This is a genomic window from Telluria sp. AC161, from assembly GCF_979258535.1.
This window is the reverse complement of record NZ_OZ409861.1, coordinates 3,245,762-3,271,073: the sequence shown is the minus strand read 5'-3', so window position 1 is coordinate 3,271,073 and position 25,312 is coordinate 3,245,762. Positions and strand designations below refer to the sequence as shown.

Genomic DNA, 25,312 nt, shown 5'->3' with positions numbered 1-25,312 from the left:
ACCCCGAAATAGCGGGCGTTTACGGGCCTGATTCGCAGGTCAAATTCGCTTTTGCGCTGCTATTCTGCTTCCCTGAGTGCATTTGTAGAGTTTTCTGCAAAGCGAACACAAGCGGAGGGCAAGATGAGTATTGGCGGCATCGGCGGGATTGATACAAGCCGGATCCAGGCCATGATGGAGCAGCTCAAGGCGGCAGCGACCAAAGCGTCGGCGGCGCCCGAGGTGGCCAATGGCCTGGGCGGCGCGAGCGCGATCGGGGGCAAACCCACGGTCAAGCTCGATTTTGCGGAAGCCCTGCACAGCACGCTGCAGGGCGTGAGCGACCGTTCGGCCGAGGCGCAGGCCCTGAGCAAGCGCTTCACGATGGGCGACGATACGGTCAGCCTGTCGGACACGATGGTGGCGATGCAAAAATCGAGCATCGCGTTCCAGGCGACTGTGCAGGTACGCAACAAGATGATTTCTGCCTATCAGGACATCATGAACATGCAGGTGTAAGGCAAGTCCTGTGGCAGCAACAGGGATCGTCGGGCAGCCTTTTTGATAATCCATTATCATTATCGTTTGCCCGCAAACGATGCTTCCGTTCGCCGGACTCACCAGCCAGTCCTGCCGACGCCGTGCAGGCACTGGCATCCCCAGTCAAAGGATGCAAGTTGCCGACGTTCCCATCAATTTTCTCCACACCCTTTCTGCTGATGTCGCTTGCGGCATCGGCCAGCACCGCAGAACCGTCACTGCTGCCGCCCGCCGCGCCATGGACCGGCGCCAGCGAACAACTGGTCGCCGCCCCGAACGACCCGTGGATCACGCCGGCCGAGAAATCGGATTTTCAGGATTCCCCTGACGCTGCCAGCACGCTTGGCTATCTGCGTGCCATGGATGCGAAGTCCGATCTGCTCTCGCTGCACACGTTCGGCAAGAGCTACCAGGGCCGCGAACTGGTCTACGCGCTGGCGAAGAAACCCGGCGCCGGCAAGCCGGTGGTCATGATCCAGGCGGGCATCCATGCCGGCGAAATCGACGGCAAGGATGCGGGCCTGATGCTGCTGCGCGACATCGCGTTTCGCGGCCGCGATGATCTGCTCGACCGGGTCGACATCGTCTTCATTCCGATCCTGAATGTCGACGCGCATGAAAACACCAGCCCGTTCGGTCGCCCCAATATGCGCGGGCTGCGGATCAAGGGGGCGCGCACCAATGCGCAGGGTCTCGATCTGAACCGCGACTACGCGAGGCTGCAGTCGCCCGAGATCGCCGCCGTGGTCGCACTGCTGCAGCGCTTCAATCCGGCGCTGTACATCGACGTGCATGTCAGTGACGGCACCGATTACCAGTACGACACCACGTACACGTTCGCCGGCTGGGGCAGTTATGCCCGCTCGCGCGCGACCGCCGCGTGGCTCATGAACGACTACACCACGGCTGTCGACGCGGCGCTGGTCGCACAAGGGCATGTGCCGGGTGTCTATCCCAGCTGGATCGATGAAGACCAGCCGGACAAGGGGCTGCGCATCAGCGCCGAGGGGCCGCGCTATTCGACGGGCTATGGCGATTTTGCCGGCATTCCGACGGTGCTGGTCGAGAATCATGCGATGAAGCCGTACAAGCGCCGCGTGCTCGGTACCTATGTGCTGCTGGAACAATCGATCAGGACCGTCGCCCGCGACCATGCACGGATTGCGCAGGCCAAGTCGCAAGACCGGGCCGCACGTCCGGCGCGGCTGATGACAGGGTGGGAGCGTGACCCGGAACCGCTGGCGACACGCGACTTCAAGGGGTATCGCTACGACACCTACGACTCGAAGGCCTCCGGCGCACGCGAGTTGCGCTGGACCGGAGAGCCAGTCGACATCGGTTTGCCCGTGTACGGTGTACGCGCGACCAGGGAAATGGATTTTCCCAAGGCCTGGTGGGTGCGGCCAGAGCAGCGGGACATCATTGCAACGTTGCGTGCCCATGGCGTGCAGATGCAAGCGCTTGCCAGCCAATGCACGCTCCCGCTCGGGGTGGTCGGCTTCGCCAACGGCAAGGATCGGACAAATCCGTACAAGGCCGTCAAGAATGTGACTCTGCCGGCAGGGGCGGTCCGCATCACCGCCGACCAGGCGCAACGATCGCTTGCCGCTGCGCTGCTCGCGCCGGAGAGTGATGACTCCTTCCTGGCGCAAGGCTACTTCGACCAGGCGCTGCCGCCCGAATCGCGCTTGTCCAACCACCTGCTGGCACCATTGGCAGACCGGATGATGGGAAGCGACCCGGCATTGCGCGCAAGCTTCGAGCAAGCGCTTGCCAGCGACAAAGCCCTGTCCTCGGATCCTCAGGCGCGCTTGCGCTGGTGGCTACAGCGCTCCGACTATTTTGAGCGCTCGCTGTTCACCTATCCCGTCTTCACTGAGCAAGAGACGACGACCTGCCAGTTCGAAACTGGCACCAGCGCCGACGCCCATGCTATCCACGACGTGCAACCGGTGAATCTCCGGGAGACCAGGTAAAAGGCCAGGCCTTAACGGTCGAGCGTATCGAGCTTGCGATCGAGCATATCGCCGCGCGTGCGCATGGTCTGCTCGGCCTGCTGGAGCGTGCGCTCGGTAACGCCATCGATGGCCGGGCCACTGGACGGCACGATGCGCGGCGTGATGACGACAATTGTTTCGGTGGCCGCGCCGCCGTCGTCGGTGCTGCCGAACGCGCCGCCAATTACCGGAATATCCGACAGCAGCGGGATACCCAGGCGCCGGTAGGTGCGGCTGCGCTTGATCAGGCCGCCGATCAGCACCGGTTGCCCGTCGCTGGCCACCAGCTGCGTGTTCACTTCGGTCGTCTTCTTCGACGGAATGCCGGCCGATACCGAGCCGGAGCTGACTTCGGGCCGGATCTTCATCATGATGCGTCCGTCGGCGTCCACCGACGGCGTCACGCGCAGGATCACGCCGGTGTCGAGGAATTCGATCGATTCGGACGTGACGTTGTTGATCGTCGTCGTCAGGCGGTAGCCCAGCTGGTCGCCGACATTCGTGCTCGCTTCCTGGTCCTCGAGGGCGAGCAGGCGCGGCGTGGCCAGCGTGTGCACGCGGCCCTTGTTGCTCAGCGCGCTCAGGTAGGCTTCGATATTCCCATTGACCAGATTCAGGAAAAAGCGCGGGCCGGCGCGCGTGGCAAAGCCCGTCGCGCCCACCGTGTCGGGGCCGTCGCCGCTGAACACGCGTGACCAGTCGACACCGAAGTTTTCGTTCTGGTCGAGCGTGATTTCCAGGATCTTCGCTTCGATCAGGATCTGCTGCGGCGCGCGGTCGATTTCGCGCAGCACCAGCGCTGCGCGCTCCAGGCCCGCCGCGGTCGCTTCGACCACGAGCGTCTTGGTCTGGTCGAGCACGGTCACCGTGCCGGGCACGCCGATCTGGCGCGCCAGGATGGCGCCCACCTTGGTCACGTCGGCGTAGCGCACCTTCATCGCCTTCACCTGCAGAATGGCGCCGCGCTCGGGCAGCGCGGTCTTCGGGTCCGAAATCAGGAAGCCACCCGCGCGTTCCGTCACCGCAAAGCCGCCGGCTTCGGCGATCGCCTCGATCGCCTCGCGCACCGTCATGTCGTACAGGTTGATCGAGACGTTGCCGCCGACCCCCTTGCCCAGCACGATATTGATGCGTGCGCTGCGCGCAATCATGTTGAACAATTCTTCGATGGGCGTGTCGCGGAATGTGTACGACATCGTTACCGGTGCCAGCGGTACCGGTGCGGTGGTTGTGCTCTTCGTTACCACGCTTGGTGCGGCAGTGTTCGCGGTCGCGGGCAGTGCGAGCCAGGCCCAGGCTGCGCACAGGGCGACGAGCAGGTGGCGCGGGGTCATTGGGCGTCCTTGTCCTGCATCGTCAGCAGGTGCTCGCTGCCGGCATGGCCCAGCAGCACGCCGCGCGCATCGATGCGCAGCACGGTATAGCCGGCGACACGTTCGCCGGTGGCCACGACATTGCCGTCGAGATTGGCCAGCGACTGCGCGCCGTTGAGCACCACCGCGCGCAGGCGTGGCGGCGTGGCGGGTGCGGGCGCCGCAGCGGCCAGTGGCGCGCTGGCCGGGAGCCGGCTGACGAACGGATCGCGCACGATGCGGGGCGGCGTGGCCAGCACATTGGCTGCCAGGCCGGCAAGGACCAGCGCCAGCATCGGCATCAAGATGTGTTTCATGGTGGTGGTGTTCCAGTGTCGTGGATGACAAGCTGCAGGGTGATGGCGCGCTCGTCGGTATCGTCGGCGGCTTCCACGGTCAGTCGGTGGATGCCCACGGTTGGCTGCTGCCGTTCGATGGCGGCAATCCAGTCCAGCAGGGCGGTGTAGCGGGCGCTGGCCACGATCTCGACCGTGAGCAGTCGCACGCCGCCCACGGTGCGCTGCGTGCCTTGCGCTGCCGACAACACGGCCACATCGGCCGCTGCAGCGCTGTGACTGACCGCCGCGATCAGGGCCAGCGGCTCCGGTGGCGCTGGCGCTGGTGTGATGGCGGCGGCGGAGGCCGACGGCGGTGCAGCGCCTGGTGTGGCCGTGCCCGCTGCTTCCAGTGCGGCCAGCGTTGCCTTGTGCTGCCGGTAGGCCGCCAGCGGCGCGCGCAGGGCCAGCGTCCATGCCAGCAGCAGTGCGATGACGATCGCGCCGCCGACGACGAGATTGAGCTGGCGCGCAGGCAGGGCGGCGAGCAGGTCGCGCAGTTTCGGGCTCATGGCGCCTCCGCCGGCGGGACCAGCACGACCACGGCGCGGAAATCAATCGCCGCCGTCGACGGATTGGCGCTGCTCGAGAGCAGTTCGACGCCATGCATGCCGGGCATGCGCCCCAGGCTCGACAGGAAATCCGTGATGCCGTTGTAATCGGCCGCCTGGCCGGCCAGTTCGACGCTGCTGACCATCACCAGCGTGCCGCCATCCGCGTTGCCGGTAGCGAATGTCGTTGCCCGGCTGTCCGGGGCCGGCGCTGGCGCCGTAGCGGTGGCCGGGGTCGCCGTTGCCAGTTGCAGATCACGCTGCAGATTGATGGCGGTCAGCCAGGCATTCGCGGGCAGGGCGCTGTCGATGGCAGCGGCCAGCGCGGCCAGTTCGCCTTCGCGCCGCAGCGCGCGCAGCAGGCCCTGTTGCGCCAGCAGGCGCTCGCGCGCTGCCTGGGCGGTGGCCGCCTGCGCCTGACTGGTCTGCGCCGCGCTCGCCGCCTGCTGCAGCGTGGCCGTGCGGCGCTCCAGTGCGGCGCTCTGCCAGCGCAGTGCCCCGCTGCCGGCCGCCGCGCCGAGAACGATCGCGGCCAGCGCCACCCCGGCGCGGCGCAGCGTACGGCGCACGCGCACGCCGTCGCGGTAGCTGCGCGGGATCATGTCGATATCAGCCATCCGCGCCTCCGCGCAGCGCCAGGCCGGTGGCCAGCGCGAGCGATGTCGTCGCCGGTTCGCCTGCCGTGTCCCTGGCCGATTCGGGGAAGGCGCCAAACGGATCGAGCAGATGCACCGGCACGTCGATCAGCTCGGCGATCCGGGACTGGATATCGGGGTAGCGCGCCAGGCTGCCATTGAGGTACAGGCGGCTGATCGAGCTGCCGCGCGTGCGCGAGGCCACGTACACCTGCGTGTGGGCGAGTTCGTCGGCCAGTGCCTGGCAGGCCGGGTGCAGGATGGCGCGGATCGCGCGCCGCAGCTCGATGTGCGGGCTGTCGACCGCCATGCCGGGGCGCGCGCCGATGCCGTGCTGGCGCAGCAGGCTGGCGGCCGTGTCGGGTTGGAGGTCGAGCGCGCCTGCAACAGCGCCGGCCAGCATGTCTTCGCCAAACGCGATCTCGCGATCGAGCATCAGGCGCCGGCCCCAGATCACGGTCAGGTAGCTTTTGGCCGCGCCGAAATTGAGCAGCGCGACTGACTGGCCGACGTCGCTGCCGTGCAGCGTGGCGAGCAGGCGGCCGATGGCAGCCGGGCCGATGTCGAGCGCGACCGGCTCCAGGCGCGCGTGCTCCAGCATCGCCAGATAATCGAGCACCCGGTGCTTGAGCGCGGCAGCAACCAGCACCTGCCGTTCGCCGCCGTCCATGTCGGCGCCGCGCACCTGGTAATAATCGATGACGTGCTGGCCGGCCCGCTCGCCCAGTTGCTCGCCCACCGCGCGGCCCACGGCCTGCGCCTCGGTCTGGCCACTGGCGACATGCACCGTCAGAGGCAGGATGCGCACGTCGGCCGGGGGCAGGGCGGAAATCACGCGGCGGCCCTGGAACGGCGCCTGCGCCAGCGCGGCATCGACGAATTGCACCAGCGCCTTCGGTGAGGCCAGCAGCACGTCGCGCGGCATCGGATAAGGCAGCGAACTGGCAGCGCGCAAACGCCAGCCGCCATCGCGCCAGTCGGCCTGCACCAGGTTGAGCCGGTTGGCGGCGAAGTCGGCGCCAATGGGCCGCGCTGCCGATGGCCGCAGCCGGTGCTGCATGGTCGTTACGAGTTGGCGCAATGTCATGTTGGGCTCACGTCGATCATCCGCACTCCTTGGCGCGCACGATCTGCAGCAGCGGCCGCAGGTTGGCAAAGGGCGTTTCGCGGCTATAGAAATTGACACTTTTGCCGTCCTCGACCAAGCGTAGCAGGACGCCATAGGCGGGCAAGCGCCCGCTGACCCAACCATCGAACAGGCCGGTCAGGTCCCAGTTGACCGCGACGCTGCCGACGTCCGCCGAGGCCAGCACGGCGCTCGTGTAGTCGCCGCCGTTCCAGTTCGACGCCGGGCGCGCCTTGATCCAGGTGGCGCCCTTGTCCCAGGCCGTCGTGACGCGGTGCACGGCAACCTGGCGCACGACGCCGCTGATGGTGGTCGGCACCAGATTCAGCGTGGCTGACACCACCAGCATCTCGTCGTCGTCGATGTCGCTCAGATTCCAGCTCATCAGGATGTGCGACTTGCCGGAAACCAGGCGCAGCGTCTGATCCTTTTCCAGCGGCCCGGCGCTGGGTGTCACGATCGTGGTGTCGATCGTCTCGTTCGAGATGTCGACGCGCTCGGTCTGCCGCAAATCGTACAGGGGCATTTTGGTGCGCGTTACCGTGCGCGTCGCCCCGTTCACGGTTGCCGTGGCGATGACGTCGATGATGTCTTCTTTCTTGATGTCCACGGTTATCGTGCCGGCGCCCAGGGCAATGGGGCCGACCGGCCGGGTGACGCAGGCGCCAACCTGGCCCGACCACCTGGCAGCAGCAACACCCGCTTCGGCCAGGTAGGCAGCAGCGCGGCCCTCATAGTCGTCGTTGATCGAGCGCAGTTCAACGCTGCCCGCACGGTTGATGCCGAACGCCAGCGCCGCCAGCGTGGCCAGCAGCAGCGCGACCATCAACAGCAATGCGCCTTCCTGGCGTCGCGGCATCATGGCGCTGCCCCGAGTCGGACGGTACGCGCATACGCGACGCTGCAGTCCTGACCGCGGCTGGTGTCGCAATCCGGACGGTCGAGTACGAGGTCGATGCGCAGGACGAGGCGCCCGGCGCCCACATCCGATACGTTCAGATCGAACGCCCGCACGCCGGTGGCGAGCACCGAATTGCGCACCGGCTTGGCGTCCGTATCGGTTTCGACCAGAGCGCCATTGGTGAGTGTGTACTGGAGCGGCATGAGCCAGTAGGCTGCAGGGTTGCCGAGATTCTTGGTATCTTGTTGCCGTGCTTTCGCGGCTTGCGCGACGATGCGGCCGAGGACGAAGCGGGCATCCGCGTTCTGGTCCAGGCCGGCACGCACGAAGCGCGCGCTGTCGGCGCCGGCGCGCAACATCTCGCTCAGCGGCAGCATCACGAGCGCCGCGATGGTCAGGCCGATCATCAGTTCGAGCAGTGTGTAGCCGTGCGCAGGGCGGGGCATCGTCATCGCGCCACCAGCGTGGTCAATGGCCAGCGGCCGGCGGGGGCGGCCAGCGCCGTGGTCACGCGCAGCAGATGCTCGCCGGTGCCGCCCAGGCCGATCCTGCGGGTGCTGTCGACGCCGTAGCGGGTGATGGTGACGGTGAGGGCCGGGCAGTGGTCCGGCATCGCCGGTGCGCGGGCGCCACCGGGCGTCGAATAGACCGACGGCGCGTCAGGCGCACCGGCGGCGCTGAGCAGATCGGCGTAGTGTTCGGCCAGCACGGTGTCCATCAGCGTGCTGACACAATCGAGTTCGCGCGCCGCGAGGGCGCTGTCGGCGGGCACGTTGATGGCGCCGCGCAGCGCATTGGCGGCCGGGATCAGGCAGACCGACAGCAGCAGCAGGGCGAACACCGCTTCGAGCAGCGTCATGCCGGCGGCCCTGGTGCGCGATGGGAGAACGTGCATGGTCGGCAAGGTTGTCAGGAAACCGTGATGCGACCGGTACCGTCAATGGCGATTGTGCGCTCGACATTACCGGCGCCGAGCACGACCTGGCCCGTGCGCAGCGGGTTGTCCCTGGCAACCCCACTGCCGACACCGCGCTGCGGATTGCCGGCCGTATCGAAGGCGATGGCGGTGGCGCTGGTGTTATCTTCAAAGGTAAAGGTGCAGCGCACGAGGGCCATGGTGTTTCCGGCGGGGACAGCGTTCAGGTTGAGCAGATAGGGCGCGCGGTTGAACGGGTGTTCAACCGGGTCGCGCGCCACCCGCGTGGTGGTCTTGTCGGTTTCGAGCGCGAACACCGCAATGGTGTTGGCTGCGGCATCGCAGTCGACCAGCCGCTGCACGCCGCTGTACTGCGCGTTCTCGCGGGCAAAGCGCAGGGCATTCACCACTTCGCCAGCGGCGGCATCGGCGCGAAATTCCGCCACCGGTTGCGCCGTCGGCATGGCGACGGCGGCGGCGATGGCGAGCACCGCGACCACAATCATCAGTTCGGTCAGCGTGTACGCTGCGCAGCGATGTGCGTACACGTTCGGGAACCCGGCAGTTTAGTGGGCGGAGTAAGCCTTGCCGCTTGGATCGAGCGTGGCGCTGTTCATGATGAACCGACCGGTCTTGGTGTCGTAGGCCCAGCCCTTGCCTGCCAACGCAGGTGTGGCGATCGCTCCGGTCGTGGTGACAACGAGCGTCGCATCGTTATTGACCGGTTCGGCCGGAATACCCTGACGCAGGTACGGACCGAAGCGGAACGCGCCGCCGGCGATCGAGCAGGTCTGTCCTGCCGCATTCGACGGATATTGCATCTGGTCTTTCAATGCCTGGTCCGTTCCTGCTGCGCCAGTACCGGCAACGCCGCTGTCAGGGCAAGTAGCGCCGCTCGATGCAGTCGCGCCTGGGTAGACATTGCCCGTGTGCTGGACGCGATACTGCTCGATCGAATTACGAACATTCGCAAGACTGGTGTCGAGCGAAGCAAGTTGTGCATCAGTAGTCGCCGCCGAAAACTGCGGAATCGCAATCGCAGAAATAATTGCAAGAATAATCACGACAATCAGCAATTCGATCAGGGTGAAACCGGCGGCGGCAGTGCGCTTGAATGAGCTCGACATGGAAAATTTAAATAGTTGAACAAGCGTCTTTACAGGACGTTGCGTGGTTAAAAAAGGTAATGCCGAAGGGTAACATGGGCATGTTTCCATTCGGCACTAACTTGTCAATCGTGTGACAAAGTGTGGTTTTTGTGAAACGCTTCAGTGCACAGCGCGTGATAATTTAAATATCGGCAAGATGAGCGAACTGACAATGGTGCCGACCAGGATGCCCATCACCAGCAGCATCACCGGCTCCGCCATCTTCGTCAGGCGCGCCAGCAGGCGCGTCAGTTCGCGGTCATATGAATCGGCCACGCGCGTCATGACGCGGCCCAGCGTGCCGGTCGCCTCGCCGGTGGCGATCATCTGGCGCACCGACAGCGGCACGAAATTGCTGTGCTCGAAGCCGGCGGCAATGCCCTTGCCCTCGGTGACATCGCGTTCGAGGTCGAGGATGAAGCGCTGGAAGTCGGCATTGGTCACCACCGCGCGGCAGGCCTCGAGCGTGGCCAGGATCGTCACACCGTGTTCGAGCGAAATGCCCATCACGCGCAGCAGGCGCGTCAGATAGATCTTGGCGAACACGTCGCGCATGACCGGCAGGCGCAGCTTGGCCCGGTCGATCGCGACACGCACCCCGGGCTGGCGCATCAGCACCCAGGCCGCGCCGATGGCGCCAGCCGTGAGCGCCGCAACAATCGCGGCATGGCCGGTGAGCACCTGACTCACCACCAGCAGCGCGCGTGTGGTGATCGGTAACTGGTCATGGATCGACGCGAACATGACGGCAAACTTGGGAAACACGAACGTCAGGATGAACACCACCACCCCAAAGGAGAACGTCAGCAGGATCGCCGGATACGACAGGGCCGAGACAAGCATGGCGCGCAGGCGCTCTTCTTTTTCGTCCAGCTCCACCAGCTGCACCAGCACCTCGGCCATGAAGCCGCCGGCCTCGCTGGCCGCGATCAGGTTCACGTAGCTGCCCGGGAACAGCGCATGGCGCCCGAGCGCCGACGAAAAGCGTTCACCGGCCAGGATGTCGTCACCGATGGTCCCGATCATCGTGCGCAGCTGGCCCGGCTCGGTCTGGTCGTGCAGCGACTGCAGCGCCGTGTGCAGCGGCACGCCCGTCTCGAGCAGCAGCGCCAGGCGCTCGGTGAACAGCGCCCGTTCGCGCATGCCCGGCGGGCGTGCGCCCAGGGTCCACCACGAGGCGGCTGAAGGAGCGGTCTTGATGGCCGGGTCGGGGCCTGGGCCGGTAGCGTCGAGTTCGATTGGCATGGCGGTTACAGCGAATGCACGACGCGCGCGATTTCCTCGGGCGTCGTGTGGCCGTCAAAAGCGCGCGCCATGCCGTCGGCGTACAGGTCATGGTGGCCGGTCGAGGCCACGTGCGCAGCCAGCTGGTCCTTGCTGGCATTGGCCACGATCATGCGCTGCAGGTCGGGCCCGACTTCGAGCAGCTCGTAGATGCCCATGCGGCCCTTGTAGCCGGAGTCATAGCAGGCCGGGCAACCGCGCCCGCGCATCAGGCGCAGGTCGCCCTGACCGCGCCAGCGGTAAGCCGCCGCCGCTTCGGGCGTGGCCAGGTAGCTGGTGCGGCACCCCTGGCACACGCGCCGCACCAGACGCTGGGCCATCACGCCGATCAGGGCCGACGACAGCAGGTACGGCTCCACGCCCATCTCGACCAGGCGCGAGACCGCGCCCAGCGTGTCGTTGGTGTGCAGCGTGGTCAAGACCAGGTGGCCGGTCAGCGCCGCCTGCACCGCGATCTCGGCGGTCTGGCGGTCGCGCACTTCGCCGATCATGATGATGTCCGGGTCCTGGCGCAGCACGTGTTTCAGGATCTTCGGGAAGCTCAAGCCGATCGCATCGTTGACCTGGTTCTGGTTGATGATGTCGAGCTGGTATTCGACCGGGTCCTCGATCGTGACGATGTTCTTTTCGATGCTTTTGAGGTGGCTGATCGCCGCGTACAGGCTGGTGGTCTTGCCGCTGCCGGTGGGGCCGGTGACCAGGATCAGGCCATGGCTGCGCCCCAGCAGGCGCTTGAACGCGCCGACTGCATGCGCATTCATGCCGAGCTTGTCGACGTCGAGGATCGACTGGTTCTTGTCGAGCACGCGCAGCACGACCTTTTCGCCGTAGATGCCGGGCAGCGACGAGAAACGCAGGTCCACCGTGCGGCCCTGGGTCGCCACCTGGATGCGGCCATCCTGCGGCAGGCGGCGCTCGGCGATGTCGAGGTTGGCCATGACCTTCAGGCGCGAGACGATGGCGGGGTGCTGGTCGACGCGGGGCGACATGACTTCGTACAGCACGCCGTCGATGCGCAGCCGGATGCGGGCGCGGTTGCGCGAGATCTCGATGTGGATGTCGCTGGCGCCATCGCGGATCGCGCGCTGGATCACGGCATTGACCATATTGATGACCGGACTGGCGCCGGCCATTTCGTCGATCTGCGTGTAGTCGTCGGGAATCGTCGACTCGATCAGTTCCAGGTCACTCGCTTCCGTCTGCACGAAATCGGGCAGGGCGCTGCCATAGGCTTCGTCGGCCAGGCGCCGGATATCGGCCGGCGGCGCGACCACGATGCGGATGCGCACGCCGGTGCGGGCGCGCAGTTCGTCGATGCTGTGGATGGCCTGCGGTTCGGCGCTGGCCACCGTCAGCGTGCCCTGCACCTGGAACAGCGGCAGCACGTTCAGGCGCCGCGTGACATCGCGTTCGAGCAGCGCCAGCGCGCCCGGGTCGTACAGCCCCGTGCGCAGCTGCACATACGGCAGGCCCAGCTGGTCAGCCAGCGCCTGGTACAGCGCCGCTTCGGTGATCCACTTGCGCTCGACCATGATGAGGCCCATGCGCTTGCCGGTCTGGTCCTGCAGGCGCGCCGCCTCGGCGACCTGCTCGGCGCTGGCCGCGCCACGCTCGACCAGGATGTCGCCCAGCTTGCTGCCCGGCTCGCGTACGCGGCGCGGCGCGGTCGGCCGTGCATCGAACAGCGGCAGTTGCTCCAGCAGACCCGTGGCCGCGAGGATGTCCTGCAGCAGGGCATTCGGGTACGCCAGCTTGAGCCAGCCACCCAGCTCGCCGAGGCGCTCGCCCATGTCGGCCATCATGCTCAGCGCCCGCCCGGACAGCAGCGTGACCTTGCCCAGGTCGACCACGATCGACACCTGGTGCTGGGCCACGCACTCGTTCAGCGCCGCCTGCAGCGTCTGGACGGCCTCGTCGGCCACCAGCGCCGTCAGCGGCGCCAGGTACGTCATGGCGCCGATGCGGCTGCGGGTGATCCGCTCGGGGGCGGTGGTCTCGCTCATGCGGTGACGGCGACCTGCACTGGGGCCGGCGCCGGCACCGGATCGCGGGCGATGCGGAACTCGGCGATCCAGCCCGGTTCGGCGCGGCACACCGTCTCGAACATTGCCACGACGCCCGGGTCGAGCTGGGTGCCGGCGCAGCGCGCGATCTCTGCCATCGCCACTTCGTGGCTGCGCCCGGCGCGGTAGGCGCGCGAGCTGGTGATCGAGTCGTAGGTGTCGGCCACCGCGATGATGCGCGCGTTGTACGGTATGTCGTTGCCGGCCAGACCGTGCGGATAGCCGGTGCCGTCGTACTTTTCCTGGTGGTGGCGCGCGCCCGGCACCGCGCCCTTGAGGCGGTCGATGTGGCGCAGGATTTCGTAGCTGCGCTCGGGATGGACCATGATGAAGGTGAATTCATCGCGCGTCAGGCGCCCCGGCTTGCACAGCACGGCGTCGGGGATGCCGATCTTGCCGACGTCGTGCAGGAGCGAACCCCAGAACAGGTTGTCCAGTTCGCGCGGCGGCAGGCGCAGCGCGCGGCCGATTTCCATGGCGATGTGGTGCACGCGCTCGCTGTGGCCGCGCGTGTACGGGTCTTTCGCTTCGACCGCCTCGATCAGCGCGGCCGCCATCTGCTGGTTGAACTTGCTCGTTTCGGCCAGCATGCTGTGCATGCGCGACAGGCTCGACAGGTGATTGGCCAGCACTTCGCCCAGCTTGCGGTCGCTGTTGCTGAAGTCTTCCTTGTTCGCATGGTTGAGCAGCACCAGGATCGCCACGACCGACTTGTCCTGGAAGACCGGGCAGCACAGGATCTTGAACGGCATGTCGGTGAAGATGTAGGCGCGGCGCGGATCGTCGGGCTCGTTCATGACGATTGGCTGGCGCGACGAATGCGAGAAGCGGTACAGATCGCCGCGCATTTCGACCAGCACCAGATCCAGGTTATGGATCGGCGCCGACAGGTTGGTGGCCGACACGCACAGGTTTTCGCCCGGCTTGATGAAGGCGGCGACGTCGGCGTCCATGTGGCTGGCCCAGCTCTCGAGCAGCTCGCCGAACAGGTCTTCGCCCGTGGTCATGTCCTGCACCTGACGGTCGATCGCATACACCAGGTGCAGCTCTTCGTAGCGGTCCGACAGTTCGTCCGCCATCGCATCGAGCTCGCCCTGCGTGCGGCAGTCGTCGGCAATCGTGCTGGCAATGTCTTCGAGCGCTTCGGCCAGTGCGTCCCAGGCGAACGGCACGTCGGTGGCCGTCGTCGCCGCTGTGGTTGCACGGACCGCCAGGTAGCCGATCAGGCCGCTCTTGGCGATGATCGGCGTGTAGAGCAGGGTGGCATCGCCCGCATCGTGGCGCTGCATGCCGTCGCCCGTGGACGGCCAGGCGAAGCCGCCCGCATTGAGCGCCGTGATCCACGATGCGAGCGTGGTGTCGCCGGGTGCGCTCCAGCAGGGCGCGCCAGCAGCGTCGCAGACGGCCAGTGAATAATCGCTCCCGGTGCTGCGGCGCAGCCAGCGCTCGTGGCGGGTGTAGTCGAGGGTGGGCAGAAGATCAAGGGACATGGGCAGGCTTTGGTGGCTGGCGCGGCGTTACGCCAGGGCCGCAAAATGGCGGGACAACCGCGCCACCAGCTGGCGCGGACTCAGGGGTTTTTCAAGGAATTCGGTATTGGCCAGTTCACGTGCCCAGGCACGCTCGTCGAGCGCGGTCATCGACGTCATGACCAGGATCAGGAACGGGTGGTCCGGATACGTGGCGCGGGCCAGCGGGCACAGCGTGCGCCCGTCCATCCCGTCCATCTGGATATCGCTGATCAGGACATCGGGCAGCTGCTGCGCCATCGCAGCCAGCGCGGCGTTGCCATCGCTGGCGGTGGCCACGATATAGCCTTCGCGTTCGAGCGACAGGCGCAGCACGCGCAGGACATGGGGCTCGTCGTCGACGAGCAGGATGTGGCGCGCGCTCATAGCACGGCGGCGCCGGCGGGCGCGGAAACGATTTTCAGGTGCACCGAGAAGGTGCTGCCCACGCCGGGTTCGCTCTCGACGACCAGGCGGCCGTGGTGCAGTTCGACGATCTGGGCCGCCAGGTACAGGCCCAGGCCGTGGCCACCGCGCTGGGTGGCGGCGCCCGCTTCGCTGACGCGGTAGAACTTCTCGAAGATGCGGTCCTGGGCTTCCGGCGCGATGCCGATGCCGGTGTCGCGTACGCTGATCACGATTTCATTGTCCTCATTGCGGGCCGCCAGCGTCACGCTGCCGCCCGGGCGGTTGTATTTGATGGCATTGGTCAGCAAGTTGTTCAGCGCAATGCGGAACAGGTCCTTGTCGATGGCCACGGCCTCGAGTTCGCGCGGCAGGTCGAGCAGCACGCGCAGCTGCTTGCCTTCGGCGCGCGGCAGCGCCTGCTCATACGCGTCGCGCAGCATGTCGTCGAGCCGCACGCGGTTGCGTTCGGGGCTCATGCTGCCGGTTTCCAGCTTGCTCACGTTGAGCAGGTTGCCGACCAGCGCATTCATGCGCTCGATCTCGTCCTGGATCACGTTCAGCGATTCGACCCGCATGCTCTCGTCGTCGCTGTCGGCCAGCATCTCGGCGTACATGCCGATGACGTTCAGCGGCGACTTGAGCTCGTGCGAGACGTGGGCCACGAAGTCGTTGCCCGCCTGGCGCGCCAGGTATTCGCGGGTCACGTCGCGCAGCACGACCAGCGTGCCGAACGACATCGTGCCGTGCCCACCGCTGAGCGGTTGTGCGGTGGCGCTCAGCTGCCGGCCTTCGACATTCTGCGGCGCGAAGTCGATCTTGTGCGAGCGGGCGTTGTCGCGCAGGTCGCCGCTGTAGCGGCCAAACAGCGTGCGCAGCGCCGGATCGCAGCACCAGGCATCGAGCGGCTGCCCCAGGATCCGGTCCATCGGGATGCCCAGCAGGGGCTCGACCTTGCCGGACGCGAACGTGACGTCGCCAGCCGGATCGAGCATCAACAGGCCGTCCGGCAGCGACTGCAGCGCGGCATTGAGCTTCTTGCTGCCGTATTGCAGCAGGCGGTTGTCGGCGGTGGTGTTGAGCGAGCCTTCCTCGAGCTGGACGATGCGGGCGCCAGCCTGGTCGAGGTAGTGCTGCATATTGGTGATCAGTTCGCGCATGTCGTCCGCACCGGGCTGATCCGGCCTGCCGGGCGCGGCGAGCTGGCGCAGCTGGCCGCGCAGTTGCTGGCTGAGCGCCGCCAGCGGCGCCATCTCGCGCTTGATGACGACGTACATGACCGGCACGACCAGAAACATCATCAGCGCCAGCAGCGCGAGGAACGAGACATCCTGCGCCAGCACGGTAAAGCCCGGCTGGTAGAAACCCACGCGGACGTACACCGGGCCGCCGCTGGCGTCGGCCAGCGGACCATAAAATTCGCGCAGCGGCGCGCTGCCACCGGTTGCCGGCAGCGTGCGCTCACCGAAGCCGGCCTGCGCATCCGCAGGCAGCGGGGTGGCGGGCGCGATGCTGCCGCTGCCCGCGATTTCGGCCAGCGTGCGGCCGGTCGCATCCCCAATTGTCACATAAGCAAAGTCGCTGCCATCGTTCGAGGCAAGCACTGCGGCGAGCACGCCGCTGCGGCCGCTGCTGTCGGCGAGCAGGGCCATCGGGACGGTGCTGAGCGCCCTGACCAGTCCGACACCCTTGTTGCGCACCTGCGCAGCCTGACTGGCCTGCTGCCGGACCACGAGCAAGGCGACGACGAGAGTAATGGCCGCCAGCGCACAGGCGATGAGGATGATGCCGATGCGGTTGAGTTTCATGCGGATGGACTTGGCGAAATGGAATCTAGCGAACTGTAACGATCGAAACTATAGGTCTAAGGTTGCAATGAGGCAAATACAATTCCAATTGTGCGCAACATTTCCTTGAAAAAATAATCGCGTGACAACGGCGATTGTTGTTTTCATGTTGTCTTCACGTCTACCGCCAGTCCATTGAACGTGTCATGGCGTCGTCACGATCCGGGCGTACGCTGGCGCCGTCTCGCATCATGTCTGCAAGACAACTTATTGCAACTTAAGTTTCCTGGCTTAAACACTCACGTCTTTGGATAGAATCTATGACCTCACGACGCAGTTTCCTGCGCAATAGTGCGCGCGCGGGTATCGCAGCCGGCACGTTTGCCGCCTTTCCGCCTGCCATCCAGCGCGCCCTGGCCATCCCGGCCAATAACGCGACGGGCACCATCCGCGACGTCGAGCACGTCGTGATCCTGATGCAGGAAAACCGTGCGTTCGACCATTATTTCGGCACGCTCAAGGGCGTGCGCGGCTTCGGCGACCGCTTCACGATCCCGCTGCCGGAAGGGCGCAGCGTCTGGCAGCAGCGCCTGGCCAACGGCAATGTCGTCATGCCGTTCCACCTGGACGCGAGCCGCGGCAACGCCCAGCGCGTGAATGGCACGCCGCACGATTGGCTCGACAGCCAGCTGGCCTGGGACAACGGCCGCATGGACCAGTGGCCGCGCTACAAGAATCCCATCTCGATGGGCTACTTCAAGGAAAGCGAGATTCCGTTCGCGTTTGCGCTGGCCAATGCGTTCACCGTCTGCGACGCCTACCACTGCGCGATGCACACCGGGACCGACGCCAACCGTTCGTTCTTCCTGACCGGCACCAACGGCGCCGGGCCCACCGGCACGGCCTTTGTCTCGAATGAGTGGGATGCGATCGACGGCCTGCCCGGCGGCGTGAACACGGGCTACACCTGGACCACGTATGCCGAGCGCCTCGAGAAGGCGGGCGTGAGCTGGATCAGCTACCAGAACATGCCCGACGAATGGGGCGACAATATGCTGGGTGCGTTCCGCCAGTTCCGGCGCGCCAATATCGCGTCGGGCTATCCGGTGTCCAGCGGCGGCGCGCCAGGTCAGCCGTACACCAACACGGGCCAGGCGCTGCCGTATCACGCCTACGATGCGGCGACCGACAACGCGAAGAATCCCCTTTACAAAGGCATCGCCAACACCTTGCCGGGGACCCAGCCCGAGCAGTACCTGGACGCCTTCAAGCGCGATATCCGTGAAGGCAAGCTGCCGCAGGTCTCGTGGATCAACGCACCGTCGATCTATTGCGAACACCCGGGCCCATCGAGCCCGGTGCAGGGCGCCTGGTTCCTGCAAGAGGTGCTGGACGCGCTGACGGCCAACCCCGAGGTCTGGAGCAAGACGGTCTTGATCGTCAACTTCGACGAGAACGACGGTTATTTCGACCACGTGCCGTCGCCCTCGGCGCCGTCGCCTGACGGCAAGGGCGGCTACGCCGGCAAGACCACGCTGTCTCCTGGCGCGCTGGGGCCGGAATATTACACGCACCCACGGCCTGCCGGCAGCACCCGACAACCGGCTGCGGACGGGCGCGTCTACGGGCCCGGCCCGCGCGTGCCGATGTACGTGATTTCGCCATGGAGCCGCGGCGGCTGGGTCAATTCGCAGGTGTTCGATCACACGTCGGTGCTGCGCTTCCTGGAGACACGCTTCGGTGTCATCGAGCCGAACATCAGCGCGTACCGCCGCGCCGTGTGCGGCGACCTGACCAGCGCCTTCAACTTCGCGACACCGAACGACGAGGCGCTGCCGGCACTGCAGGGCCGCACCAATCGCAGCCAGGCCGACGCCCTGCGCTCCGCGCAGCAACGCCTGGCGCAGATCGCGCCGCCAGCGTCGCCGCAGATGCCGATCCAGGCCCCGGGCACACGGCCATCGCGCGCGCTGCCATATGAACTGGCCACCACCTGCCAGGTGCAGCCCGGCGCCACGATGGCCGCCGTGCAGGTGACGCTGAACTTCATCAATAGCGGGCGCCAGGGCGCGGTCTTCCACGTCTACGACCGCAAGAACCTGGCCGCCGTGCCGCGCCGCTACACCGTCGAGGCGGGCAAATCGCTGGCCGACAGCTGGACGCCCGCAGTGGGCGGCGCCTACGACCTGTGGGTGCTGGGGCCGAACGGCTATCACCGCCATTTCACCGGCAGCGCGCTGCGCGCCGTCGCGGCGGGCCAGGCGCGTCCGGACGTTCACGTGCGCTGCGATGCGGCCACGGGGGAGCTGGTACTGCGCCTGATGAATACCGGCGCGGCGCCGTGCACGTTCAACCTGAATGCGAACGCCTATGCGCAACTGCGCCAGCTGCACACGCTGGCGCCGCGCACCGAACTGCTCGTGCGCATTCCGCTGGCGGCCAATGGTTACTGGTACGACCTGAGCGCTACGGTCTCGGCCCAGCCCGATTACCTGCGCCGCTTTGCCGGGCGCGTCGAAACCGGCCGCCACACGGTCAGCGATCCGGCGCTGGGCCTGGTCTGACCATGTTCGCTTCCATCACCACCAACAGGAATTCCATGCATCCCATGCTTCGTAACGCCGCTGCGGCCGTTGCCTTCGCGCTGTGCGCCCCATTCGCCTCGGCCACCGTGCTCGATTTCGACGACATCGTCGGTCCCGACGGCTACGCTGCCGTCGCTGCCAACTACGGTGGCCTCGACTGGTCGGGCGCCGGCCTGAATGTCTTCACGAGCGAGCAAGAGCCGTTCGCTGCCCATTCCGGCGCGGGCCGTGTCACCACCGACTGGACCGATGGCGGGCCGGTCGCCAGCACGATCCGCTTCCTGGCGCCCACGGTGTTCGAGGGCGCCTGGTTCTCCGGCTACGAGGACAGCAGCGTGCGCTTTGACCTGTACTTCCAGGGTCTGCTGGTCGCCAGTACGTCGGCGCTACAACTGTCCGGCGTGGCCGCGTTCCTGGACGCCGGCTGGGATGGCGCGATCGATACGGTCGTCGTCTCCAGCGGCGCGCAGGGTTCGTATGCGATGGATGACTTCAGCTTTGCCAGTGTGACCGAGGTGCCGGAACCGGGTTCGCTGGCGCTGCTGCTGGCGGGCCTGGGCATGGCCGGCGTGTTGCGCCTTCGCCGCACGCAGTCTTAAATCAGCCCCAGCGTCAGCGCGCGCAAGGTCGCGGCGGCGCGGGTCGAGCATCCGAGCTTGCGAAAGATGCTTTCGACATGCGTGCGCACGGTGCTGGGACTGATCCGCATTGCGCGCGCGGCTTCCTTGTTGGTCTCGCCCAGGCTGATGCGCTGCAGGACGTCGACCTCGCGCGCCGACAAGATCTGGCGCGCTGCCGATGCCGGCGTGGTGGCCGATGCCGTGCCGGTGGCCGGCGCGCCGCGGCCAGCGGCGGCGGCCAGCACGGCATCCACGGCGGCGCGATCGAGGCGTCCGCCCGTTACCTGGGCTTCGAGCAGCGTCAGCGTCGCCGCCGGTTCGTGCGCGGCGCGCCACGGCCGCGGCGAGCGCAGGGCGACATACACGGCCGCCGCGGCCAGCAGGCGTTGCGGCAGGCCGAGCGAGCCGGCATCGAGACTGCGAAAGTAGCCGCTGCCATCGAGCCGTTCATACACGTGCGAGGCCAGTTGCGCGTCGGCTGCCATGCCGTCAATCCGGCTGCCGGCGCGTGCGGTCCAGTAGGGCACGAGGCGAATGGCTTCCCAGTCGGCTGCGCTCGGCTTTCCCTTGCGTTCCCAGATGGTGTTCGACACGGCCACGCGCCCGATCCCGTGCAGCAGCGCCGCGCGCGCCAGGCTGCGCTGGCCGGCGTCCGGCAGGCCGGCCCCTTGCGCGGCCCCTTGCACCAGCAGCGCCACGCGGCGTGAATAGCCGGCCAGCCATGGCAGCTTCAGTTCGATCATGTCGGCTACCAGCGTCAACGGCACCGACAGCGGCAGGAAGTCATTCGACGCTGCCGGCTCTTCGGCGCTGTCGAGTGCTTCGAGCCAGGCCTGCGCATGCGGTAGTACCTGCGCCACCAGCGCCGCCGGATACTTGACGTTGCCCAGGCGCTCGACCATGGCCAGCGCCACGGTCAACCCGTGCACGCGTGCGAGGATTTCGATGTCGCCGGCCAGCGCCACGTGGTACACGACGGCCGGCACCGCGCCGCCTTCCAGGCCATAGGGCAGGCCGCTGCCATCGTATTGTTCGAACACATGGCGCAGGCCGTGCTCGACCGGGGCGGGCAAGCCCATCATGGCGGCGATGTCGCCCGCGACTTCGCAGTGGATTTCGGCCAGCGGCGTGATATGACCCCCATGCGGGTCCAGGCGCGCGGCTTGCTGCGCAGTGAGGGTGCGGCCCAGCATCGCGTGGCGGCCGCCAACGTCGTCGCCCAGCAGCGTGGCAAAGCCGGCGGCATTGGCGGTGCAGCCCGACCAGCGCAGCTGGGCCACCATGCGCGCGTGGGCAGCCGCGGTAACGTCGCAGCCGGCGGCCAGCGCGATGCGTGCGGCAAGCCGCGCGGCGCGCCTTGACGCATCGATGGGCTGGCCCATGCTCAGGTCACCGACGATCGCAAGCAGTCCCATGGCCTGCGCCAGCGTCACCGTATCGTGGCCGCGCAGGCTGACGCTGGCAGGCGAGAGCGATGGCGTGGTTGCCTGGGTAAGCGTGTCCATGAAACCTTTATGCGGGATGGGCAGGTGACGCACCTGCGTGCTGGATGGCGCCGATAGTATAGCCAGTTCGGCCTGCATCGGTCGATCGACCGATACCGGATTGGCAAGCCGCTTTCTATACTGGGTTCACCGTAGCAACCACCCACCAGGAGAACTTCATGACCACACTCACCACCACGCTTCGCACCATCGCCATCGCAGCTGCCGTCGTCAGCGGCGCGGCTCACGCAGCAAAACCGGCAGCAGCACCGGCAGCACCGGCGGCCGCATCGGCGCCTGCAGTAACGTCCGTCGTCATCGTCCACGGCGCCTTTGCCGACGGGTCCGACTGGGCCAAAGTGATTCCGTTGCTGCAGGCGAAGGGTGTGAAAGTCACCGCGATCCAGAATCCCCTCACGTCGCTGAAGGATGATGTCGCTGTCACCCGGCGCGTGCTCGATGCGCAGACCGGCAAGGTGGTGCTGGTCGGGCACTCATGGGGTGGCACCGTGATCACCGAAGCCGGCGCCCACGACAAGGTCGCGGCGCTGGTGTATGTGGCGGCGTTTGCGCCGGATGCCGGCCAGGCCAGCGCCGAACTGGGTCACGGGTATGCGCCGTCGCCCGGGATCGGCAAGCTGGTGGCCGACAGCGAAGGTTTCGTGACGCTGCCGCCGGAGGCGATGCGCGACGACTTCGCGCAGGACGTGCCGGCCGCGCAAACGGCCGTGATGAGCGCGACCCAGGGGCCGATCAAGGGCAGCGCTTTCGGCGAGAAAGTCAGCAATGCAGCGTGGAAAGTCAAACCGTCGTGGTACATCGTCAGCAGCAAGGACCGCATGATCGATCCTCAACAGCAGCGCGCGATGGCGAAGAAGATTGGCGCCCGCACCACCGTGCTGCCGTCGAGCCACGTGCCGCAGCAATCGCGCCCGGCCGATGTGGCAAAGGTGATCCTGGAAGCAGTGGCGGCCAGCAAGCAAGGCTGACCGCACACTGGTCAGGCCAGCCCGGCCAGCTTCGCGTTGCGCTCGCGCTCGAGCTTGGTGATGTAGCGCTGCACCGCCGCCAGGCCGCTGCGCGAGATGTCGACGAACTGGCAGCCGATGCGGCGCGTCGTCTTGTGGTTCAGCAGGGTGAGGTCGAGCGAGTTGCGGATCTCGAGCGAGGTGGCGATCGGCCCGATCTCGGGCAGTTCGATGCGGCAGTTGGCGATCACGCGCCCGACCGTGGTGTCGAGCTGCAGCTTGCTGTCGAGAAGGGCAATGCCGCCGACGCTGATGTCATGCAGCGCGAAGACGCTCATGCCGCCCGTGCCGCCATCCATCGGCACCGGAATCAGTGCGCGCACTGGGTTGGTCACGGGCGTGGCCATGCGGTAGTACTCGCGCCGCTGCAGGCGGATCAGGGTCGGCGGAATGTCGGCGCGCAGTGCCGGTTCGCCGCGCCAGACCGTCGGGGCCAGGTTGGCAGCGCCGAACAGGATGCGGATCTTGTCGAGCGTGGTTTCGCACTTCGCGCGCGCCGCGCCCGCCATGCGCTGGTTCTGCGCCGGATCGATTGAGCGATCGAGCACGAGCGTGTTGCTGTCTTCGTCCACGGCCAGGATCGAGGTCACGCAGACATCGGCCTCGCCCCTGATCAACAGACGGATCAGCTGGTTGTGTTCGCCGATCTGGCGCAGCAGCGAGACGATCTCGCGGCGCGATGCGACTTCGTAGTCGTGCCAGTCTTCCAGTTCTGCTTCATCCATTGCTAGGCTTTATGTCCTTGACGCTTGTTCCGGGGGAAGGTGAGGCGTCGGATCAGGTGCGGTGGGGAGTGACTCACCGTTCTTTTTAGCCGACTCAATATGATATAGCCATGCCAACAGTTCCGCAATTGCTCGATACAGCGTTGGGGGAATTTCGCGGTCGAGATCGACCTGCATGAGCAGCGAGACGAGTTCTTTCGATTCATGCACGAACACGCCTGCATCCTGGGCGCGCTGGATGATCTGTTCGGCGATCATGCCCGAGCCTTTGGCCACGACCGTCGGCGCCTTCTCGCCGGCGCTGTAGGCCATCGCCACTGCGCTCTTGATGCGCTGGTTGGCGAGCTTATTCATGGGCGCCATCATCATCATCATCATGCTTGGGCGCCGCCGCGGCCCGCGCGCGCGCGTCGAACCCCGCCAGCGGCGTGCCCACCGACTCGAGCGCGCCGGCCAGGTTCGGCGCGTGCTGGCGCAGCAGGGCAGCGGTGGCGTCGTCGCCGGTCGCGAGCCCGATCTGCAAGGCGCCGCCCACCATCCGCAGCTGTACATCGAGTTCGCCCAGTTCGGGGAAGCGCAGGCGCAGGCGGCTGTTCCAGATCGCCTGCTCATCGCCGCCGCCGCCGCCGTGGGCTTCGCGCTGCACATCCCATTCCATCGGCTGGCCGGGCCAGAGCTGGCCTTTCCACGCCAGTTGCGATTGCTCCTGCGCTGCCAGCTGCATGCTGATGAACTGCGCGGTGGCGGGATCCTGCGGGTTCGGGCGCGCGCCGGCCTGCGCAGCCTGCTGCTGCGGCTCGTTCGCCAGTTCGGCCAGCGCGCGCGAACCCTGCGCCCATTCGGCCACGTGCGATTCGTAGAACAGGCCACTCTTGCCGAACGCTTGTTTGAGGCCGGCGGCCAGCGCCGCCGGATCGGCGTCCGGCGTGGCCACCAGCGGCGCACTGCCGGTGACGGCGGTGAGCACCGTTTCGGCTTTCTGGGCAGCCGCCAGCACGCCGGCCAGGGCCTGGGCGGTGGGACTGAGCGTGGTGTTTTTCGCTTCGGTGCCGCCGGCAAACGCCTGCGCGCCCAGTCCGGCGCTGGAGGCCAGCAGGGCGCCGGCGCGGCCGAGGGCGGCGCCTTCGCGGTAGCCCAGTGGCGCGCCGGGAGCGTCTGTTTCGGCTTGCGGTGCGGGGCCGGCTTCAGCGAAGCCCGTGGCAGTGGTCTGGGTGCCGACCTGGAAGGTAGGGCGGGGATGCAGGCCGATCAGCGTAAGCGGCACGTCGGCGCCGACCAGCGCGCCGGGGGGCAGTTGCATGCGCGCCTGGGTATCGGCGAACTTGACGATGAAGGTGCCGTCAGTCAGTTTGGCCTGGATTTCGCCGTGGATCGCCTTGCCCAGCAGTGGCGCTACAGCGCGCGCAAAGGCTTGCTGGCGCGGGTCGACCGCCTGCTCGGCGGCCTGGGCCGGCGTGATGCGCGTGACGCCGCCAACAAGATCGCGGGGCAGCATCAGTCAACCCCCGCCGGGCGCATCAGACGCCGTAGGCGCGCGCGACGCGGCGTTCGGTCGACTTGCTGTTGATCAGGGACGACAGGTGCGCCATCCATGGGCTGGTCAGGTCACGGATGCGGCGGTCGGCGTCGAGCATGCGGCGGATCGCATTGACCTTGCGCACGCGTTCCTGGCCGGCCAGCGGGGCCACGCCTTCATTGGCTTTGAGGCGGCGCGCATGGGCGGCGCATTCCTGCTCGAGTTCGGCCAGGCGATCCCATTCGCTGGCGGTGGCCGCGTCGAGCATGCGCTCGGTGATGCCGACCATCGTTTCGTAGACCGACACCACTTCCTGACAGCTCATTGTCATCGTCATCGTCATCGTCAACCTTATGCGCTCATCAGGGTAGGGGCACGCTGGATGGCCGGCACGGCCTGCTCGGCCGTATCGCTCTTTTCGCCGATCTGGACCCAGGCTTCGCGCAGGTCGGACATCAGGCCGTGCACTTCTTCGATGATCGCGATATCGTTCTTCATATTGGCCTGCAGCAGGCGGCGGCTCATGTAATCGTACAACGCATCGAGATTCTGTGCGATCTCGCCGCCGGCTTTCTGGTCGAGCGAGGCGCGCAGGCCATTGTCGATGATCGTGATGGCCTTCGAAATCGAGGCGCCCTTGGCGGCCACGTTCGACGACTTGATGTGGTTGATCGCGCTGAGCAGGGCGACGATCACGCCGTCGTACAGCATCACCACCAGCTTCTGTGGCGAGGCGGCAGCAACGCCGGTCTCCAGACCAACCGTTGCATAGGCGCCGACGCCGCGTTTTGGGGTTCCAAACATATGAGATTCTCCGGTGATGCAGA

The 25,312-nt window shown here is 66.7% G+C and carries 26 protein-coding genes; 5 read left to right on the top strand and 21 right to left on the bottom strand.

Annotated features, from left to right (window positions below; all coding sequences use genetic code 11):
* Positions 1 to 123: 123 nt before the first annotated feature.
* A complete protein-coding gene (fliE, locus tag ACZ0AJ_RS14615) occupies positions 124 to 498 on the top strand; it encodes a flagellar hook-basal body complex protein FliE (protein WP_183555708.1) in 375 nt (124 codons plus the stop codon).
* A 158-nt stretch (positions 499 to 656) separates the two neighbouring features.
* Positions 657 to 2,495, top strand: coding sequence for a M14 family metallopeptidase (locus ACZ0AJ_RS14610; protein WP_499455227.1), 1,839 nt, complete (start codon positions 657 to 659; stop codon positions 2,493 to 2,495).
* A gap of 11 nt (positions 2,496 to 2,506) precedes the next feature.
* Here the strand turns inward: ACZ0AJ_RS14610 and ACZ0AJ_RS14605 are convergent, their stop codons facing one another.
* The 15 genes from ACZ0AJ_RS14605 to ACZ0AJ_RS14535 form a co-directional block, all read right to left on the bottom strand.
* Positions 2,507 to 3,850, bottom strand: coding sequence for a type II secretion system protein GspD (locus ACZ0AJ_RS14605; RefSeq protein WP_499455226.1), 1,344 nt, complete (start codon positions 3,848 to 3,850; stop codon positions 2,507 to 2,509).
* Entirely contained in the window at positions 3,847 to 4,185 is a 339-nt protein-coding gene (locus ACZ0AJ_RS14600) for a hypothetical protein (RefSeq protein ID WP_499455225.1), read from the bottom strand. The genes ACZ0AJ_RS14605 and ACZ0AJ_RS14600 overlap by 4 nt, the downstream gene beginning before the upstream one ends.
* Positions 4,182 to 4,715 (bottom strand): GspMb/PilO family protein, encoded by a 534-nt coding sequence (locus ACZ0AJ_RS14595; RefSeq protein WP_499455224.1) that lies wholly within the window; start codon positions 4,713 to 4,715, stop codon positions 4,182 to 4,184. The genes ACZ0AJ_RS14600 and ACZ0AJ_RS14595 overlap by 4 nt, the downstream gene beginning before the upstream one ends.
* Positions 4,712 to 5,371, bottom strand: coding sequence for a hypothetical protein (locus tag ACZ0AJ_RS14590; protein ID WP_499455223.1), 660 nt, complete (start codon positions 5,369 to 5,371; stop codon positions 4,712 to 4,714). Before ACZ0AJ_RS14590 ends, ACZ0AJ_RS14595 begins: the two co-directional genes overlap by 4 nt.
* A complete protein-coding gene (gene pilM / locus ACZ0AJ_RS14585) occupies positions 5,364 to 6,476 on the bottom strand; it encodes a pilus assembly protein PilM (protein ID WP_499455222.1) in 1,113 nt (370 codons plus the stop codon). The genes ACZ0AJ_RS14590 and pilM overlap by 8 nt, the downstream gene beginning before the upstream one ends.
* A gap of 16 nt (positions 6,477 to 6,492) precedes the next feature.
* Positions 6,493 to 7,377, bottom strand: a complete 885-nt coding sequence (locus tag ACZ0AJ_RS14580) for a DNRLRE domain-containing protein (protein ID WP_499455221.1) — start codon at positions 7,375 to 7,377, stop codon at positions 6,493 to 6,495.
* Positions 7,374 to 7,868: a PilW family protein gene (locus ACZ0AJ_RS14575; protein WP_499455220.1), complete on the bottom strand. Its 495-nt coding sequence runs from the start codon at positions 7,866 to 7,868 to the stop codon at positions 7,374 to 7,376. The genes ACZ0AJ_RS14580 and ACZ0AJ_RS14575 overlap by 4 nt, the downstream gene beginning before the upstream one ends.
* Positions 7,865 to 8,311 carry a type II secretion system protein gene (locus ACZ0AJ_RS14570; RefSeq protein WP_499455219.1) on the bottom strand — a complete coding sequence of 149 codons (447 nt, stop codon included), beginning with the start codon at positions 8,309 to 8,311 and terminating at the stop codon, positions 7,865 to 7,867. The genes ACZ0AJ_RS14575 and ACZ0AJ_RS14570 overlap by 4 nt, the downstream gene beginning before the upstream one ends.
* A 14-nt stretch (positions 8,312 to 8,325) precedes the next feature.
* Positions 8,326 to 8,880 carry a prepilin-type N-terminal cleavage/methylation domain-containing protein gene (locus ACZ0AJ_RS14565; RefSeq protein ID WP_499455218.1) on the bottom strand — a complete coding sequence of 185 codons (555 nt, stop codon included), beginning with the start codon at positions 8,878 to 8,880 and terminating at the stop codon, positions 8,326 to 8,328.
* 18 nt (positions 8,881 to 8,898) lie between these two features.
* Complete coding sequence (locus tag ACZ0AJ_RS14560; RefSeq protein ID WP_499455217.1) at positions 8,899 to 9,459, bottom strand: prepilin-type N-terminal cleavage/methylation domain-containing protein; 561 nt, start codon at positions 9,457 to 9,459, stop codon at positions 8,899 to 8,901.
* 141 nt (positions 9,460 to 9,600) lie between these two features.
* Positions 9,601 to 10,725, bottom strand: coding sequence for a type II secretion system F family protein (locus tag ACZ0AJ_RS14555; protein ID WP_499455216.1), 1,125 nt, complete (start codon positions 10,723 to 10,725; stop codon positions 9,601 to 9,603).
* A 5-nt stretch (positions 10,726 to 10,730) separates the two neighbouring features.
* Positions 10,731 to 12,767, bottom strand: a complete 2,037-nt coding sequence (locus ACZ0AJ_RS14550; RefSeq protein WP_499455431.1) for an ATPase, T2SS/T4P/T4SS family — start codon at positions 12,765 to 12,767, stop codon at positions 10,731 to 10,733.
* Entirely contained in the window at positions 12,764 to 14,317 is a 1,554-nt protein-coding gene (locus tag ACZ0AJ_RS14545) for an HD domain-containing phosphohydrolase (protein WP_499455429.1), read from the bottom strand. The genes ACZ0AJ_RS14550 and ACZ0AJ_RS14545 overlap by 4 nt, the downstream gene beginning before the upstream one ends.
* A gap of 27 nt (positions 14,318 to 14,344) precedes the next feature.
* Positions 14,345 to 14,722 carry a response regulator gene (locus ACZ0AJ_RS14540; protein WP_183555695.1) on the bottom strand — a complete coding sequence of 126 codons (378 nt, stop codon included), beginning with the start codon at positions 14,720 to 14,722 and terminating at the stop codon, positions 14,345 to 14,347.
* Complete coding sequence (locus ACZ0AJ_RS14535; RefSeq protein WP_499455214.1) at positions 14,719 to 16,548, bottom strand: PAS domain-containing sensor histidine kinase; 1,830 nt, start codon at positions 16,546 to 16,548, stop codon at positions 14,719 to 14,721. The genes ACZ0AJ_RS14540 and ACZ0AJ_RS14535 overlap by 4 nt, the downstream gene beginning before the upstream one ends.
* Positions 16,549 to 16,847: 299 nt before the next feature.
* Here ACZ0AJ_RS14535 and ACZ0AJ_RS14530 point away from each other — a divergent pair, with 299 nt between their 5' ends.
* On the top strand, positions 16,848 to 19,091 hold the full coding sequence (locus ACZ0AJ_RS14530; protein ID WP_499455427.1) for a phosphocholine-specific phospholipase C: 2,244 nt from the start codon (positions 16,848 to 16,850) through the stop codon (positions 19,089 to 19,091).
* A gap of 35 nt (positions 19,092 to 19,126) precedes the next feature.
* On the top strand, positions 19,127 to 19,711 hold the full coding sequence (locus tag ACZ0AJ_RS14525) for a PEP-CTERM sorting domain-containing protein (protein WP_499455212.1): 585 nt from the start codon (positions 19,127 to 19,129) through the stop codon (positions 19,709 to 19,711).
* Here ACZ0AJ_RS14525 and ACZ0AJ_RS14520 read toward each other — a convergent pair.
* Positions 19,708 to 21,237 (bottom strand): HD domain-containing phosphohydrolase, encoded by a 1,530-nt coding sequence (locus tag ACZ0AJ_RS14520; protein ID WP_499455211.1) that lies wholly within the window; start codon positions 21,235 to 21,237, stop codon positions 19,708 to 19,710. The two genes, ACZ0AJ_RS14525 and ACZ0AJ_RS14520, sit on opposite strands and share 4 nt — an antisense overlap.
* Before the next feature lie 158 nt (positions 21,238 to 21,395).
* On the opposite strand from ACZ0AJ_RS14520, the gene ACZ0AJ_RS14515 reads away from it, so the two are divergent.
* A complete protein-coding gene (locus ACZ0AJ_RS14515; RefSeq protein ID WP_499455210.1) occupies positions 21,396 to 22,205 on the top strand; it encodes an alpha/beta fold hydrolase in 810 nt (269 codons plus the stop codon).
* 11 nt (positions 22,206 to 22,216) lie between these two features.
* Here ACZ0AJ_RS14515 and ACZ0AJ_RS14510 read toward each other — a convergent pair whose 3' ends face one another.
* From ACZ0AJ_RS14510 to fliS, 5 genes are read right to left on the bottom strand one after another with little or no spacing between them, the layout of a single operon-like run.
* Positions 22,217 to 22,969, bottom strand: coding sequence for a flagellar brake protein (locus tag ACZ0AJ_RS14510; RefSeq protein WP_499455209.1), 753 nt, complete (start codon positions 22,967 to 22,969; stop codon positions 22,217 to 22,219).
* A gap of 9 nt (positions 22,970 to 22,978) precedes the next feature.
* Entirely contained in the window at positions 22,979 to 23,347 is a 369-nt protein-coding gene (locus tag ACZ0AJ_RS14505; protein ID WP_499455208.1) for an EscU/YscU/HrcU family type III secretion system export apparatus switch protein, read from the bottom strand.
* A complete protein-coding gene (fliK, locus tag ACZ0AJ_RS14500; RefSeq protein ID WP_499455207.1) occupies positions 23,316 to 24,464 on the bottom strand; it encodes a flagellar hook-length control protein FliK in 1,149 nt (382 codons plus the stop codon). Before fliK ends, ACZ0AJ_RS14505 begins: the two co-directional genes overlap by 32 nt.
* A gap of 22 nt (positions 24,465 to 24,486) precedes the next feature.
* Positions 24,487 to 24,816, bottom strand: a complete 330-nt coding sequence (locus ACZ0AJ_RS14495; RefSeq protein WP_499455206.1) for a flagellar protein FliT — start codon at positions 24,814 to 24,816, stop codon at positions 24,487 to 24,489.
* A gap of 20 nt (positions 24,817 to 24,836) precedes the next feature.
* The gene (gene fliS, locus ACZ0AJ_RS14490; protein ID WP_499455205.1) at positions 24,837 to 25,289 is read right to left on the bottom strand and encodes a flagellar export chaperone FliS; all 453 of its coding nucleotides are present in this window, start codon (positions 25,287 to 25,289) and stop codon (positions 24,837 to 24,839) included.
* Positions 25,290 to 25,312: the final 23 nt, after the last annotated feature.